Annotated in this window: 14 protein-coding genes; 6 read left to right on the forward strand and 8 right to left on the reverse strand. The window is 57.6% G+C overall.

Going from position 1 to position 16,185, the window contains the following annotated elements:
* Window positions 1–137: 137 nt before the first annotated feature.
* From ACH518_RS12905 to lexA, 4 genes are read right to left on the reverse strand one after another with little or no spacing between them, the layout of a single operon-like run.
* The gene (locus ACH518_RS12905) at window positions 138–3,263 is read right to left on the reverse strand and encodes an error-prone DNA polymerase (RefSeq protein ID WP_445370376.1); all 3,126 of its coding nucleotides are present in this window, start codon (window positions 3,261–3,263) and stop codon (window positions 138–140) included.
* Window positions 3,247–4,737, reverse strand: coding sequence for a Y-family DNA polymerase (locus tag ACH518_RS12910; protein ID WP_445370377.1), 1,491 nt, complete (start codon window positions 4,735–4,737; stop codon window positions 3,247–3,249). Before ACH518_RS12910 ends, ACH518_RS12905 begins: the two co-directional genes overlap by 17 nt.
* A gap of 7 nt (window positions 4,738–4,744) precedes the next feature.
* A complete protein-coding gene (gene imuA / locus ACH518_RS12915; RefSeq protein WP_445370378.1) occupies window positions 4,745–5,356 on the reverse strand; it encodes a translesion DNA synthesis-associated protein ImuA in 612 nt (203 codons plus the stop codon).
* Entirely contained in the window at window positions 5,353–5,961 is a 609-nt protein-coding gene (lexA, locus tag ACH518_RS12920; RefSeq protein WP_445370379.1) for a transcriptional repressor LexA, read from the reverse strand. The genes imuA and lexA overlap by 4 nt, the downstream gene beginning before the upstream one ends.
* A 243-nt stretch (window positions 5,962–6,204) precedes the next feature.
* Between lexA and ACH518_RS12925 the strand changes: the two genes are divergently transcribed.
* Genes ACH518_RS12925 through ACH518_RS12935 form a run of 3 tightly spaced genes read left to right on the forward strand, consistent with a single transcriptional unit; the run spans window position 6,205 to window position 10,001 of the window.
* Complete coding sequence (locus tag ACH518_RS12925) at window positions 6,205–7,755, forward strand: MBOAT family O-acyltransferase (RefSeq protein ID WP_445370380.1); 1,551 nt, start codon at window positions 6,205–6,207, stop codon at window positions 7,753–7,755.
* A 3-nt stretch (window positions 7,756–7,758) separates the two neighbouring features.
* A complete protein-coding gene (locus ACH518_RS12930) occupies window positions 7,759–9,009 on the forward strand; it encodes a hypothetical protein (protein WP_445370381.1) in 1,251 nt (416 codons plus the stop codon).
* A 5-nt stretch (window positions 9,010–9,014) separates the two neighbouring features.
* Window positions 9,015–10,001, forward strand: coding sequence for an alpha/beta hydrolase family protein (locus ACH518_RS12935; protein WP_445370382.1), 987 nt, complete (start codon window positions 9,015–9,017; stop codon window positions 9,999–10,001).
* Between the two features lie 55 nt (window positions 10,002–10,056).
* On the opposite strand, the gene ACH518_RS12940 is transcribed toward ACH518_RS12935, so the two are convergent.
* Complete coding sequence (locus ACH518_RS12940; protein WP_140913386.1) at window positions 10,057–10,866, reverse strand: response regulator; 810 nt, start codon at window positions 10,864–10,866, stop codon at window positions 10,057–10,059.
* Between the two features lie 139 nt (window positions 10,867–11,005).
* On the opposite strand from ACH518_RS12940, the gene ACH518_RS12945 reads away from it, so the two are divergent.
* Complete coding sequence (locus tag ACH518_RS12945) at window positions 11,006–11,569, forward strand: DUF447 domain-containing protein (RefSeq protein ID WP_140913387.1); 564 nt, start codon at window positions 11,006–11,008, stop codon at window positions 11,567–11,569.
* Window positions 11,566–12,264 (forward strand): (5-formylfuran-3-yl)methyl phosphate synthase, encoded by a 699-nt coding sequence (locus tag ACH518_RS12950; protein ID WP_445370383.1) that lies wholly within the window; start codon window positions 11,566–11,568, stop codon window positions 12,262–12,264. The genes ACH518_RS12945 and ACH518_RS12950 overlap by 4 nt, the downstream gene beginning before the upstream one ends.
* Window positions 12,265–12,267: 3 nt before the next feature.
* Here ACH518_RS12950 and ACH518_RS12955 read toward each other — a convergent pair whose 3' ends face one another.
* A complete protein-coding gene (locus tag ACH518_RS12955) occupies window positions 12,268–12,579 on the reverse strand; it encodes a hypothetical protein (protein WP_445370384.1) in 312 nt (103 codons plus the stop codon).
* A gap of 578 nt (window positions 12,580–13,157) precedes the next feature.
* Between ACH518_RS12955 and ACH518_RS12960 the strand changes: the two genes are divergently transcribed.
* Window positions 13,158–13,985 carry a methyl-accepting chemotaxis protein gene (locus ACH518_RS12960; RefSeq protein ID WP_409563860.1) on the forward strand — a complete coding sequence of 276 codons (828 nt, stop codon included), beginning with the start codon at window positions 13,158–13,160 and terminating at the stop codon, window positions 13,983–13,985.
* 132 nt (window positions 13,986–14,117) lie between these two features.
* On the opposite strand, the gene ACH518_RS12965 is transcribed toward ACH518_RS12960, so the two are convergent.
* Together ACH518_RS12965 and ACH518_RS12970 are read right to left on the reverse strand one after the other, a co-directional pair.
* Window positions 14,118–15,194, reverse strand: a complete 1,077-nt coding sequence (locus ACH518_RS12965; RefSeq protein WP_445370385.1) for a hydantoinase/oxoprolinase family protein — start codon at window positions 15,192–15,194, stop codon at window positions 14,118–14,120.
* Window positions 15,191–16,183: an ATP-grasp domain-containing protein gene (locus ACH518_RS12970; protein WP_445370386.1), complete on the reverse strand. Its 993-nt coding sequence runs from the start codon at window positions 16,181–16,183 to the stop codon at window positions 15,191–15,193. The genes ACH518_RS12965 and ACH518_RS12970 overlap by 4 nt, the downstream gene beginning before the upstream one ends.
* Window positions 16,184–16,185: the final 2 nt, after the last annotated feature.

The raw sequence follows: 16,185 nt of genomic DNA on the forward strand, positions 1-16,185 counted from the left end.
TTAAGTATAGCTGATCTAAGCGATTCGAGAGGCTTATATCGTAATTGGGGGATCAGGTTGTCAGGTTGTCGGGTATGTATGTCATTAACTGAGGTCCAATTGCTGGGTGCCAATAGCTGATGGGTACATAGACCATTTCAATGAAAATCCCTCGACTTGGTTGCTAATTCTCCTATCAAGGCACTCCAATCTTCCAGCTTGCCGGCCACCAAATGCAACACACCGTCTTCCTGCTGGATCGTGCCGGTCACCGACAGCAGGCGAGCTTTGAGTAAGGGTTTGCGCTGCGTCATTGCCGTGGCCGGCCAGACCACCAGATTGACCTGGCCGGTCTCGTCTTCCAGGGTTACGAACGTCACGCCGGACGCGGTCATCGGCCGTTGTCGGCAGATCACCAGGCCTGCGACCTGGGCGATGCTGCCGTTGCGGCGTTGCCATAGCGATGCCGCCGTCGTCACGCCCCGGCGGCGCAAGCGGTTCCGCAATAAGGCCAGCGGATGGCTGCGTAAAGTCAACCGGGTGCTGGCGTAGTCGGCTAACACGTCTTGGCCGGGGCTGGGCGGTTTCAACAGCGGTGTGGCTTCGGCGATGGCCGGCACGCCAAATACCGGGGTTGGCGGTTCGACGCCGCCGGCTGCCCAAAAAGCTAGGTGGCGGTTGCCGGCCAGAGCTTGAAGGGCGTCGGCAGCGGCCAGATATTCCAAATCCTGCCGCTTGAGGCCGGCGCGCGCCGCCAGATCGACCACATCGGCAAAACGGCCTTGTTGTCGGGCCTGGACGATGGCATTGGCTGCGACCGGCGCCAAGTCTTTGATTTGATTAAATCCTAGCCGCAAGGCCGGCGGCCCATCGGGTATCAATTCCAAGCTACATTCAAACAAACTAGTCTGCACGTCCACCGGCCGTACTTCGACGCCGTGCCGGCGGGCGTCCTGCACCAATTGCGACGGGCCGTAAAAGCCCATCGGCTGGCTGTTCAGCAGTGCGCAACAAAATGCGGCCGGATGGTGGTATTTCAACCAGGCCGAGATGTAAGCCAGCAAGGCAAAGCTGGCGGAATGCGATTCCGGGAAACCGTAGTCGCCGAAGCCCTTGATTTGCTGAAATATGCGCTGGGCAAATTCGACGCTGTAACCGCGCGCTCGCATGCCGTCCAGCAATTTGCGTTCGAACGGCTCCAAGCCGCCCTTACGTTTCCAGGCCGCCATCGCCCGCCGCAATTGATCCGCTTCGTCAGCCGTGAAGCCGGCCGCGACCATCGCCAATTGCATGACCTGTTCCTGAAAGATCGGGACACCCAGAGTGCGTTCCAGCACCGCCTTGACTTCCGGGCTGGGATAATCGACCGGTTCCAGCCCCTGGCGGCGGGCTAGATAGGGATGCACCATTTCCCCCTGGATCGGACCGGGACGAACAATTGCGATTTCGATGACCAGATCGTAATAATTCGCCGGCTTCAAGCGCGGTAGCATCGTCATCTGTGCACGCGACTCGACTTGGAATACGCCGATGCTGTCGGCTTGTTGCAGCATGCGGTAAACCGCCGGGTCTTCGGCCGGAATGTCGGCCAGAGTCCAGGTTGCTCCGGCTTGCGAACCGGGTGGTCGCACATAATGGCCCAAATAATTCAGGGTGCGGCGAATCGCGCTGAGCATGCCTAGGGCCAGTATGTCGACCTTCAATAGGCCCATCGCTTCCAGATCGTCCTTTTCCCACTGAATCACGGTGCGGTCGGCCATGCTGGCGTTTTCCACCGGCACCAGCCGCGACAGGTCGTCGCGAGCGATGACGAAGCCGCCGACGTGCTGCGACAAATGCCGCGGAAAGCCTTTGATTTGTTCGACCAGGGCGGCCAGGCGTTGCACTGTCGGGCTGGCCGGGTCGAAGCCGCATTCTTGCAACGATTCCGGCATCAATTTATAGCCGTCCCAGCGGTCCACCGTGCCGGCCAGGCGTTCGATTTGGGCCTGGTTCAAACCCAGGGCCTTGCCGACGTCGCGCACCGCGCTGCGAGAGCGGTAAGTAATCACCGTCGCTGCCAGCGCCGCGCGGTGGCGGCCGTATTTTTGGTAGATGTATTGAATGACTTGCTCGCGGCGCTCGTGTTCGAAATCGACGTCGATATCCGGCGGCTCGTTGCGCTCCCGCGACAGAAAGCGCTCGAATAACAGATTCATCCGGCTGGGGTCGACCTCGGTAATCCCCAGGCAAAAGCACACCGCCGAATTGGCGGCCGAACCGCGGCCCTGGCAGAGGATGCCTTGCTCGCGGGCGAAGCGGACGATGTCGTGCACGGTCAAAAAATAAGGCTCGTAAGCCAGATCGGCGATCAACGCCAATTCGTGTTCGATTTGCTGGCGGACTTTGTTGGGTTCGCCAGTCGGCCAACGTTTGCGAATCCCTGTCTCGGTCAAATGTCGCAGCCAGGTTGTCGGCGTATAACCGTTCGGTACCAGTTCGCGCGGATATTCGTAACGCAACTCGGCCAGCGAGAAGTTGCAACGCGCCGCAATCGCCAACGATTGGTGCAGCCACTCGTCCGGGTAAAGCTGGGCCAGCCGGGACAGGGGGCGTAGATGCCGCTCGCCGTTTGCGAATAGGGCGTAACCCAATTCCGGTAACGGTTTGCCTAGGCGGATTGCGGTCAAGGTGTCCTGCAACGCTTGCCGCGAGCGGCGATGCATATGTACGTCGTTGCAGGCCACGACAGGAATGCCGACATTGTCGGCCAATTGCCGGCATTCAGCCAGCCAGACCTCATCGTTGCCGGTCAGGAAACGGCCGGCGCCCAGCCATAGGTCGCTGCCGAAAAGCTGTTTCAACCAATCGCCGTCCGCTGCCGAGGAACCGGTACCGGGTAGCCAGATCGCCAGGCAGCCCTGCGGAAGATGATCAGCGAGATCGATGTGGCTCAAGCGATAGCAGCCTTTATCGGCCTGGCGTCGGGCTAGGGTAATCAAGGTCGACAGGTTGCCGTAGCTATCGCGGTCGGTGGCCAACAGCAGCAGTTTCAGGCCGTCGTCCAAACGGAATTCGCTGCCGATGATCAACTGGATGTTATGTTTACGAGCAGTCAGATGGGCGCGCACCACGCCGGCCAGAGAGCATTCGTCTGTCAGTGCCAATGCTTGGTAGCCCAGCGCGGCGGCCGTTTCGACCAACTCTTCCGGATGCGAGGCGCCGCGTAAGAAACTGAAATTGGACAGGCAATGCAGTTCGGCAAAGCCGAAGGTTCCCGCATTGCCGTCAACCGAACAAGCCATGCAGATACCAGCCCCGGTTGCCGGAGAGTTCGCGGAACAGCCATAATTTGCGGCCCAGACGGTCCTGACCGATAAAGTAGTCGCGGCGTAGCGCTTGATTGTCCCACCAGCCGGATTCGATGCGTTCGGCCGCCGACAGCAGCGTGAAATTGTCGGCGGGTAACGGTTCGGGCGTGGGCAGCAGCCAAAGCGGGCGGGGCGATGCTGCCGTCTGTATTTCCGCTAGAGCTGTATCCTGATGTTGTGCACGTTCCGGCCGATGGTCGGCGGTCACCGCGAAACGTCGCAGGGCATGATGGCCCAGCCGGTTTTGCAATTGGTCCAGCGTAGCTTGCCAGTCGCTGTCGGTTTCCGCCGTCGGCGCTTCAGCGAACAGCGAATAGACTGCCGGTTGATACGGCGCGATTTCGCTAGTGAGCAACTCGACGCCTAGGACTGGAGCCGGTAGCGGGCTGCGTTCCAGTTTTTCTCGCAATAAGGCCAGACAATGGTCGGCGTCGCGGTTGCCGTGGCGAAAACTTAATTCCAGCCGGGTCGGCGGCCGGCGGTGGTGGTAGAGGTTTAGCGCTACCGACAGCGCCACCGCGTCGCGCTGCTTCAGGAAGTCCGCCCAGGCCTCGACCAATTGTGCGATGGCCGGGAAAAAGTGATCGAGCCGTGTCAGTTCGATCGGCAATTCGCGGCTGGCGGCAAAAGCCGGCGGCTGATGAAAGGCGGTTAACGCCAGCGGCCGCAGGCCGAGCAAACCGTCCAGACGCTGTAATAAATCGCTGCCGTAACGTTTGGCCAGCCCGTCGCGCGGTAAGCGCCACAGGTCGATCAAGTGGCGAATGCCGGCATTGCCAAGTCGGCTCAAGGTTCTGCCGTCCAATGCCAACACCGCGATCGGCAACTGGCCTAGAGCTGAACGCAGGTCGGCGGATGCGGCGATTTGCGTTTCCAATCCCACTCCGGCCAGCAGTTCCGTTGCGGCGGCTGTCGGTGCGATCGCTATTGTCGGTCTGTGGCCGGCAGCCACACAAGCGTCGCGTAGTTGTTGCTTGAGGCGGTCGGCGTTGCCGAACAAGTTCAGGCAACTGCTGATTTCGAGCAGCAGACAACCGGGCCGGTCCAGGCTGACCCACGGACTGAAATTCAAGCCGATTTCGGCCAGTCGCCTAAGTGCCGTCTTTTCGGCCGTCGGGTTGCGCGGCAGCAAATTTAGTGTCGGACATAAGGCTTTGGCCGCGCTTTGGTTCATGCCCGTTTCGACGCCGGCTTGGCGCGCCGCTACCGAAACGGCGAAAATGCCTGGCCGGCCGTTATGAGTGTCTATGACGGCGACCGCTTGCGAGGTATCGATTTTTAGCGCTTCCAAGGCCAATGCCGGGAAATGGGCGCACAGCCAGAGTTTGGCTGGCGCAGTCGGGGCTTTGGCAACGGTTGTCGGCCGCGGTAGCGATTGCGGCGAGCGGGCGAGGGCGGTGGCGGCCATTGGCGGTTCAAAACCTTATGGTCAGCCTGCTGCGGCGCAAGCTGCCGCGGGCCTTGATGATGTTTAAGGCCAGACCGGTTGCGCTTGGGCATACACCGATGCGCAAGGCAGCGCCGGGGTAGCTTTGGCCGGGTAGCACGAACAGGACGGCCAAGGCCGAGCCGGTTTCGGCGGCCAATTGCAGCCGGCGGATTTGCCGGTTGTCGAGTCGGCGCGGCCACAGTAAGGCCATGCCGCAGCCGCCGCTGCGTAGCAGTTTTTCCCCACTCCATGGTATATCGTCCGCGGTATCGACGTTGACGGCCAGCAGTTGCGGCAAGGCCAAGCCAGCCTGGAGTAGCCCCGGTGCATAAGGTTGATAGGGCGGCGCAATCCAGACGATGTGGCGCCCGGCCCGGCTCAAGCTGGCCATCGCCGGCAATAGCAGGCGCAATTCGCCGCAGCCCACGGCAGGGATGGCGATTTCCGCTAGCGTACCCAGCGGCCAACCGCCGCCGGGCAATACCGCATCCAGTTCCGGAAAACCGCTGCCGACCACGGGCCAGGCGGCGTGGTCGCTGTGCAGGCCGCGCCAGATCCCGGCCCGGCTGCGCAGCAACTCTTCCAAGGCCTGATTCATAAAGGTTCCCGGCGAATCACGCCAACCACGATGCCTTCGATGGTTAATGCCTCCTGGCGTAAATCGATGCGGATGGTTTTGAAATCCGGATTGGCCGGTTCCAGATAAGCGATATCGCCCTCCAGCCGCAGCCGTTTCACGGTGGCCTCGTCGCCGATCCGCGCCACCACCAGTTGTCCGCTGCGCGCGTCGGGCCGGCGTTGCACCGCCAGCAAATCGCCGTCCAGGATGCCGGCATCGCGCATGCTCAGGCCGTGTACCCGCAGTAAATAATCGGCCCGCTGCTGGAATAATTCGGGGCCGAGCTGGCAATAGCCTTCGATGTGCTGTTCGGCCAGGATCGGCTGGCCGGCCGCGACCCGGCCGATCAACGGTAAGCCTGGATCGGTGCCGGGTTTTAGCAGGCGAATGCCGCGCGAGGCGCCCGGCGTCAGTTGAATCGCGCCTTTCTTGGCCAGTGCCTGCAAGTGCCCGCGAATAGCGTTGCCGGACCCCATGCCGAAAGCCGCGGTGATTTCGGCGATGGTCGGCGGAAAGCCTTCCCGAACCAGGGTTTGCTCGATGAAGTCCAGAATTTGCTGCTGGCGGTGGGTGAGGGATTTCATGCTGCTTTTATAAATACTGTTTTTATGAGCAGTATATTTCGATTGGGAAAGGGATTCAAGCGAAATCCAAGCTAGCATGACGTAGCCCCCCCCAAGTAGGTTTATTAGGCCATATAATATTTTAAATCAATCGCTTAGAAAGATGGTGCCGGTTGGGTGCTTGTATAGTTTGGCATTTAGTGTAGTTTTTAGGCGTCGATCATTTTATAAACCCGCGCTAACCCAGGACAAAAGCCCGAATTTATGCTTTTCAACTCCTACACCTTCATCCTGGCTTTTTTGCCGATAACATTAGGCCTGTTTTTTTTCTTGGGCCGTTATGCCGGTCGGAGAGTGGCGATTAGCTGGCTGGTTGCCGCCTCGCTGTTTTTTTATGGCTGGTGGAATCCGGCTTACCTGGGCCTGATTATCGCGTCGATCTTTTTCAATTATGCCATCGGCACGCTGCTGGGCGACGAACGTCGCGCGCTGTCTACCCGGCAGCGAATCTTTGCCCTGGCCGTCTCGGCCAATCTGGCGGTACTGGGTTATTACAAATACGCCAATTTTTTTCTGGAAAACCTCAATGCGGCCCTGGGTACCGGCTACGCGCACGCCGAAATCATTTTGCCGCTGGGTATTTCATTTTTTACCTTCACGCAGATTGCCTTTTTGGTCGACGCCTACCGCGGTGAGGTGAGGGAATACAATTTTCTGCACTATGCGCTGTTCGTGACCTACTTCCCGCACCTGATTGCCGGCCCGGTCTTGCATCACCGGGAAATGATGCCCCAGTTTGGCAGACCCAGCATATTTCGCTTCGACTCGCTGAATTTTGCCGCCGGCTTGAGTTATTTTGTCCTGGGCTTATTCAAAAAGGTGGTGATCGCCGACAGTCTCGCCGGTCTGGGCGCGCCGATATTTGCCGCTGCCGCCAAAGGCCAGCAATTGATGCATTTAGATGCCTGGGGCGGGGCTTTGTCTTATACCTTTCAACTCTATTTCGATTTTTCCGGCTATTCGGATATGGCCATCGGCTTGGCGTTGATGATGGGGGTGCGGCTGCCGTTGAATTTCAATTCACCGTATAAAGCCGTCAATATCATCGAATTCTGGCGGTGTTGGCATATGACGCTGTCGCGCTTTTTACGCGACTATCTGTACATTGCGCTCGGCGGAAACAAAAAGGGTCCGCTTCGCCGCTACGCCAACCTGTTGATTACCATGTTACTTGGCGGACTGTGGCATGGCGCCGGCTGGACTTTTATCATCTGGGGGGCTCTGCACGGCTGCTACCTGATCGTCAATCACGGTTGGCACGCCGTGCGCCGTTCTCTGGGGCACGATCTGGCATCGTCAAGCCGATTGGGTCGGGTATCGGGCAATTTGCTGACATTCCTGGCTGTGGTCGTCGGCTGGGTGTATTTCCGCGCCAACGATGTCGATACCGCGCATCGGATTTTAGCCGGCATGCTAGCGTTGCCGCAGCTTCAGTTGTCGCCGTTTTACTCGGCCGTGGTGCAACAGTCGGCGTTGGGAGCCTGGGTGGCCGTTACCGGTGTTAGCGTCAGTGCGGAAGCCATTTTGCTGGCGGTATTATCGGTTGCGGTGAGCATTACTTTTCTCGCACCGAATACCCAGCAAATCATGGGGCGCTTTTATTTGGCGCCGCGCGGAGCGGATGAGTCGGCTGTTTTAATCGATAACGGGATCTGGTCGCCAAACCTGCGCTGGGCCGGTCTGATCGGTTTGGCCGCGGTTTGGGCCTTACTGGGCCTGACCCAAATCAGCGAATTTTTGTATTTCCAGTTTTAACCGATGACTATCACGAAACAAGCGAACAAGTATCTGTTGTGCTGGGCGAGTTGCGTCTTGGGAGCCCTGGCGCTGATTGCCTGGTTGAATTGGTTTATTAATCCCTTCAGCATTTTCGACGCGCCCGCCGTCGCCGGCATTAACGCCAATAAACCCAACTATGTGGCCCACCTGCGGTTGACGCACCCCTACCGGATCGAGAACCTGCAGCCGGAATGTACTATTTTCGGTACTTCGCGGGCCGGACGCGGCTTGGCGCCCGATCAGCCGGCGTTGGCCGGTTTGGGCTGTTACAACGTGGCCGTGCCGTCGGTAAGCATGTACGAGATCAGACGTTACTTTCAACATGTACAAGCGATCAAGCCGCAGAAATTGGTGATTTTGTCTCTCGATTTAAGGGTGTTCCATCCTGAACCGGATACCAGTGGCGCTTTTTCCGAATCACGTTTAGCGGTAACCGCTGATGGTCAAAACCAATTCAATTTATTTTCGGCCAAACTACCGGACCTAGCCTCATCGCTGCTTTCGGTATCCGGGTTACAAGCCAGTTTGAGTACGGTTCGCAAGCAGTCCTGGGGCAAAGACACCTTGGCTGCCAACGGTTTCTGGCAACCCTTGACCGACGATTTTGACCATATCAAAACTTTTCGGTTTTACACGCGTAGCTATGTGCAGCAGTTTAAGGAAATGCAGCAAAACATCGACGGTTTTCGCAAAAGCCTGGACGATTTTCGCCAACTACTCAGGCAAGCGTATGTCGAAGGCGTTGAGGTCAAGTTGATTATCCACCCGGCTCACGCTTGGTATTGGCAAACGTTATGGTTGTCGGATTTGTGGCCGCGTTTCGAGGCGATGCAACAGGAAATTGTGAACATCAATGCCGAAGAGGCGCTACGTGCCGGTCACCAGCCGAATCAGATCTGGGATTTCAGCGGCAGTTACGGTCCGGCCTTGGAAGCAGTGCCTGCCCAGCCAAGTCAACTGATGCATTGGTTTTGGGAGCCGGCGCATTACAAGAAAACCTTGGGGTACTTGGTAATGGACAGAGTGATGGGCGTCCGGTCTGGTAATGCCGAATTCGCCGATTTCGGCGCCCGTCTGGACAGCGGTGGTCTGCCAGAGTATCAGGCTAAATTACGCGGCTTGCAGGAGTCTTACGCGACAAACTATCCCGCAGACGCCGCGGCGATTGGAACAATCGTGAAGCAAGCGGCTACGGAAATGGACAGTACTGCGGCTAAAGTCGATCCTTGAGTGCCATGAAGCTGCGATTGATTCTAACCCTGGCTTTGGTTGCCGCTTGCTCGTATGTGGCGGGGGCAAAGACCTATGCCACGGTCTACCAGTGGCTGCATGGAACTGGCGCCGACAAACCCTTTAAATGGCCGGAAGGCTTCGGCATTCGGGATATTCCAAGCAGCGTCGACGGCAAGTTGCAAAAAGCTTATTTTTACTCCGCCCCGACTAGCTCGAAGCGGCCTTTGCTGATCAGTTTGCACTATTGGGCGGGCAACTACGCCACGCCCGATGCCTTGGCGGCCTTAGCCAAACTGAACGATTGGAACTACATCCATCCCGACTTTCGCGGACCGGCGGTCGCTACCGAGAACTGTCTAAGCGATCAGGTTATTGCCGATTTGGAAGATGCGGTGAGCTTTGCCTTAACTAACGCAAATGTCGACTTGCAAAATATTTATGTGGTCGGTTTTTCCGGCGGGGCCTATACCGCATTGGGCTGGTACGCCAGAACCCGACATCCGGTCAAGGCTTGGCTGGCCTGGGCGCCGATTAGCGATTTGGCCGAATGGCAGTTACAAACCAAACATAGCGGCAGAGCCGATTTAAGCGATTATGTGCTGGCTTGCACCGGCAGCGGCACGGCAATCGATGCCGGCGCGGCGCGGGCACGCTCTCCCTTGTATTGGCCCTTACCAACGCGTCCCCGGGGGCGGGTCGAACTGTATGCCGGGATTAAGGATGGTCACAAGGGAACCGTGCCGATTGCGCATTCGCTTGCTTACTTCAATCGTCTGGTCGATCTATATGCCAAACCCGAGGCTGCCGTCGAGCCCGGTCTGGCGATGCGCTTGTTAACGCAAGGGGAAGCTGCGGGCTCAACGCGTATCGGCGACAGAGTCGTTTTTTTGCAGCGGGACGTCGGGTTTGCGTCTCTGACGGTCTACGATGGCGGCCACGAGTTGCTGGCCGATTACTGTTTCGACCGGCTGTTGCAGCTGGCGAGATGATTCGAGTATTGCGGCCTTAAGCTTGGTTTAGTTTGAAAACGACGATATCGGGCGCTTAATCTTCCGGTTCCAATACCCGGTACAACATTTCCTTGACCGTCTGTGGATTGAACGGTTTGTCGCAGATGCCGGAGACTCCGGCCTTATGCACGTTGGCCAGCCGGGTTTCGTTGTCTTCGCTGGTGACCATCAGAATGGGGATGATCGAGTTGCCCAGATCCTGGCGGATCGCGCGGATTAATTGCTGACCATCCATGATCGGCATGTTGTAGTCGGTCACGATCAAGTCGAAGGCGTTTTGATTTAAGCTGAACAGATCCAACCCCGCCTTGCCGTCATGCGCTTCGGTGATTTTCTCGATCCCCATATTGTTCAGTACCCGGCTGATATGTTTCCGGGCCAGTTTACTGTCGTCCACCACCAAAACTCTCACGTTCTCGATATCGTAATGTTCCAGACTGATCTCTTGCGGGTCAATGAATTCGATGGTGGAACGGAGCGCGTGTTTCAAATCTTCGTGGGCGAAGGGCTTGGGCAATATCGCCACGACGCCGGCCTGACGGATGTTATCCAGTACGTCGAAGCTGGATTCGCTGGAAATCAGCATGAACGGGATATGGTTCAGCACTTCGTCTTCCCTGAGTTGCTCGATCAACTCCGTTGCCATCATGTCCGGCAAATACAGGCTGCTGATAATCAAATCCGGTTGATGGCTATGTAAACTTTCCATCGCCGCCGCGCCGCTGGAGACGCCTTCTACCTTGGCGATACCTTCGCCGCGTAAGTGCTGCAGAATGACTTTAAGTTGCGTCGGCGACGGTTCTATCAACAAAATCGACAGGTCGGCAATATGGATAGCATGCATAGGACGTTACTCTGTTTTCTATCGGAAACGGTGGTTGCGGGCAAAAAAAACACCTGATCGCTGCCGGCAAGATTAAAATTATCGATTGTTCCGCCGCTTGTCCGGCGAAATTTACGACTCAGGATAGACCTAAACCCACATGATTCAAGAAACCTTGGTAACCACCGTCAATCCGCAAGGCGAGGTTCATATTGCCCCAATGGGTGTGCATGTCGATGGCGATTGGCGGATTATTCTGCCGTTTCGGCCATCCGCAACGCTGGAAAACCTCTTGCTGAGCAAAACGGCAGTCATCAATTTTTGCGACGACGTCCGAATTTTTGCCGGTTGTCTGAGCGGGCGCCGGGATTGGCCTTTATTGCCGGCCGAGCGCGTGGCCGGTTTTTATCTGGCCGATAGCTTGGCGCACGCCGAGCTGCAGCTGGTGCGGGTCGAAGACGATGAACTGCGACCTAAATTGTTTTGTAAGGTAACTCATACCGTTAACCACCGGCCGTTTCAAGGTTTTAACCGGGCGCAATACGCGGTACTGGAAGCCGCCATTCTGGTCAGCCGGCTCCATATGTTGCCGCCGGCAAAAATCCAGGCCGAGTTGGATTATTTACGGATCGGATTGGAAAAAACGGCTGGCGAAAAAGAACGCGAAGCCTGGGCCTGGTTAATGGACGTTATCGCACAACATCAATCCGGAGCGCAGGCATGACCGGCATGTTAGCCAGCGTGAATAGCCTGGAGGAAGCCCGGTTGGTGCAGCAGGCGGCTGTCGATATTATTGATTTAAAACAACCGGAACAGGGCGCTTTGGGCGCGTTGCCGGTGGCAGCGGTGACAGAAATCGTCAATGCGCTTCCGCAGGCCCGGATCAGTGCGACGATAGGCGACTTGCCGATGCGACCCGAACAGATCCTGCCGGCGGTTCGGAACATGGCGGCTACGGGTGTCGATTACGTCAAAATCGGGTTTTTCCCGGACGGCGATTGGCTCGCCTGTGTCGATGCCTTGCAAGCGGTCGCCGCGCAGGATATTGCGTTGATTGCGGTGCTGTTTGCCGACACTCGCCCGGATTTCGGCATCATTGCCGAATTGCGCCGCGCCGGTTTTCGCGGCGTCATGCTGGATACGATGGACAAGCGCTGCGGCTCGCTGACCCAATTGCTGAGCGGCGCCGAATTGGACGCGTTCGTCGCTGCGGCGCGCGCGCAAGGAATGTTGACCGGGCTGGCCGGTTCTTTGCGTCTCGAAGACGTACCCGATCTGCTGGAGTTGGCGCCGGATTATCTGGGTTTTAGAGGCGCCTTATGCCAGGAACATCGCCGAACCGCGCAGCTGGATTTGGCGCGCATTCGCCGCATCCGCGCATCGTGGCCGGCCGAGGCTAACCCAGCGGTTCATGCCTGAGTTTTATTCCGGCGCATAAATCGCTGGTGGATGAATTGGGGGAGCTGCCGCGCTGCGGCGCTCGCAAGGCGTGTGGTCGGTTCCGGCGGCACGGTTGCAATCGTCCAAGCGGTAGCGGTAACAAATTGCGCACCGGTTCAGCCGGCGCTGGTAGCGGGCGTAGGCCAGGAGCAGCAGGCGGTCGAAGCGCTCGTGACCTTGGTTCTGGGTATGGCGTTTGATTAGCAGCAGGGCGTAGAGCCGACGCGCCTGATCGATGAGAGTATCGTTGTCCATGCCAGCCGCCTGCAGGGTCTGCGGGAAAAAAATATCCATGACCGGTTAAGCGTAGCTCGGAACAGTGCGCTGCGATGCTCAGCCGGCTTGGCCTCATTGTCCTAGGTCTCACGCTTGAACGCAATCGCCGGTCGCGAATTTACGGACGGCATTCTCGAAACTGTAGTTGAGTTGAAGGCCGCTTAAATCTCTCTGCTATCCTAGCCGTATGTCCTAAATTCGTTGGCAATACCATGGCAAATTCATTCGGTCCTACGCTCAAATCAATCGATTCCGGCTTTGTTTACGGTTTAACGGTGGGCCTGGGATTGGCTGGCGGTTTATTGGCGGCCGTACTGGCGGACTTCAGTATGATTGGCGTGCTGGGCGGAGTGGCGTTACTGTTGGCCGGCGCCTTGGCGGGCTCGGCGTTGGTCAACAGGCAGCAAGCGGTTTTGCATGAACTGAACCGGACTTGGCGCGGCGATGAAGAAGCAAAGCTAAAAGATTTGGAAACCTACGTAGTCGAATTGGAGCGTATGTTCCTGCAGGTAGTCCCGATCCTAGTGCGGCAAGTACAAACCTCGCGTACCCACACTGAGCAGGAAATCACCGTGTTGACAGATCGCTTTGCGGCGATGGTCAACCAATTGGAGCGATTGATCGCCGGCGGTCGCCAAAGTCGCCAAGATCGCGGTGTCGACGTATTGTTCGCCGAGACCCGCGAAGCCCTGACCACGGTGTTAAAAGTGTTGAGCCAAATTCAGGACGTCGAGCACGCGGTGGTCGACGAGGTCAGAAAGCTATCGACTCACACCAAGCAACTGGATTCGATGGCTCAGGAGGTGCGCAAGGTGGCGGAACAGATCAATTTGTTGGCTTTGAATGCCGCGATAGAAGCGGCCCGCGCTGGAGAAAACGGCCGCGGCTTTGCTGTGGTGGCCGACGAAGTGCGGAAATTGGCCGGTTTCTCGTCGGCTACGGGCGAAAAGATCAGTCGGGCGATCGAAGGTATCAATTTAGCAATGTCCTCCACCTTGAAAATGTCCGAGGCATCCGGGACTTCCGACGACAAAGCCATTCGCGACGCCGAGCTGGCGATTGGCAGAGCGCTCGACGATCTGCACAAAGCCTTGGAAATGTTCAAAGGCGACGCCGACAATTTGCGCAGTAACAGTGCGCAAATTCGCGACGAGATCTATAGCGTACTGACGGCATTTCAATTTCAGGACCGCGTCAGCCAGATGCTGACTCATGTCGAGCACAATCTGGCCAGTTTGCAGAGCGCTGTCGGCGGGATACGGAATGTCGGGGTTCGCCATGCCGATAGCCTGAATGTCGGCGAGACCCTATCCCGGATGGAGCTGAGCTACACCATGCCTGAGGAATTGCTTAACCACACCGCTGCCTCGGCCGTCGGCCACCAGAGTTCTTCGAGTAGTAGCGATGAAATAACCTTTTTCTAGAGTCTTGCGGCGCGGTCTGGCTAAATGCGGCATCGCGATATGCATGGCGGTTGCTATTCCTTTAGCGATGCGGCCTACAGTGTGTGAAATTGCGGCCTGAAGCTGCTTTGACAAATGACCGCTTGATGTCCATCACAACGGATTCGGATTCGGATTCATTACCTGGCGCAGATGCGCCACCGCGGCGGCCGGTGCGCAATCGCCGGCATCGATTTCTGCGTCGTCGACTGCGCTCGGCAATAACTCGGTAAAATCCCGGTAAACCAAACCCCAGTCGGCGGCAAGTTGTTTTATCAGGAAACGGCCGACGCCGGCGCCCAGCAATACGCAACCTTGCGGCTGCTTAGCCGAATTCAGTAATCTGCGGCAGGCTTCGCCAAGTTTTTGTTGCTGGCTTTGTTTCAGATAGGCGGCAAATGCCAGCCAAAGCGGCCAGTCGGCGGCGTCGAATTCGTAACCGGTCAAACGCGACAGGCGCCGGGCGCTGGCTAATGCGGTTTTTTCGGCACCGTCGGCGGTCTCAGACTGATCGTGGACAGCATTCAAGTCGCCGGTCAGCCGGTAGACATCGGCCATTGTGGCGAATAGTTCGGCCATCAGCCCCATTTGCCGGCCATTGAACTCGGCCTGCTGGGCAACCGCCATCACCGGTGTTCTGACCACGCCGGTATAGACTAACTCTCCCGATACCAAGCGCTGGTAATCGGTAAAGCCTTGTATCCGGGGCTGCGATCGTTCGATCAGCACAATATCGGTGGTCGTGCTGCCGATATCGACAAACAGCGCATCCGGTATCTGTTTGGCGGCCAGCATAACGCTTGCCAGCCAATTGGCGGATGCGATGTCCATGCAATCTGCCGAGCTTACCCGGCCAGCCGGCACAAAACCGCGCAGACCGGCAAAGACGTCGATATTTTCCGCGCCGTAATGGCGACACATCGCGGCGACAATTGCTGCGACGCCCTGTTCCCGGCCGCTAAAACAGTCCACCAGTTCGCCGGTCATCGTCAGCGCGTGGCGGCAGCCGCGCAAATCCAGGTCGGCAGTCAATTCGGCGACGGCGTCATGCAGGTAATCAAGACCTTTCCACAGCGGGCAAGCGGCTTGGCCGACTCCGACGATTTCACCGACAGCGTTCAGCAAAGCCAATTTCAGGTGGGCGCCGCCGACATCCCAACCGGCTATCCGAGAGGCTGGCGCTGATCTCATATCGCAACCTCTACGCATTGTTGTCGGGTTGGGACCAAGGATGGTGCATCGTCCCGTAGCCTTAACACTTGTGCCGCCACGTTAATGCCTGTGGCCCGACCTATGCCGACATAAGAGCTGGTCAGGCGCGGATTGATTTCGAGTACCTGGGCCCCGGATTCGGCGGTTTCGATCAAATCGACACCCGCATACCCCCATAAGCCGGGTAAGGCCGCCGCGATCCGGTCGACCAAGTTGCGATAATGCTCGTTGTATTCGTTGTCGATATTGACCAAGCAGCCGCGTAAATGGAATCGCTGTTGTTCCAAGACGATTTGTTGTTGGTTGCAGGTCAAAAAATAGCCCTTGCCGTTGTTGAATAAGGCCGACAGGCTGATGGCTCGGCCTTCGACGAGGGGTTGTACGACATAGCGTTGCGGTGCGTTTAAAGCTGCAAGTGCCGTTAGCAACGCTGTGGCGTCGGCAACCAATGTGTCCTGGCAACCGGCGCCGTCAGCGACTTTTATCACGACGCGTCCGGCGAAGTCCGGATATTGGTGGGCAGGGTAGGTCGCGACTGCCGGTATCGAGTGCGCTGAAAGATGACGGTATGTCGCTAATTTGTCGGCGCACAGCGTCAATGTCGCGGCGTCGGACAATAGGGTTTCGATACCGTTATTGCGGGCCAAATCGGCCAGGCTCTGCAGGATGCCGCCGGTTTCCGGGGCGATCGGCCAAAACAGGTCGGCTTGCTCCAGTAACACGGGGAGCTGGGTCATGATGTCCTGGCCGGCACCGATTCGGACCCATTCGGTTGTCTCCGAATCCATCTCCAACTCGCAGCGTTCGTCTAATGGAACCTTTATCCGTATTTGCGGAATACGCTTCAGTTCGTGCAACAAAGCCTGTAACATCATGCGGCCTTCCGCAAGCAAAGATGTCGGCAGAGCCTCGCCGGCCAGGCCGCCGCCGCTAATGTATTCGAATACCAGAATCGTCAGTTGTTTCACTC

It is taken from the genome of Methylomonas sp. HW2-6, from assembly GCF_052474525.1.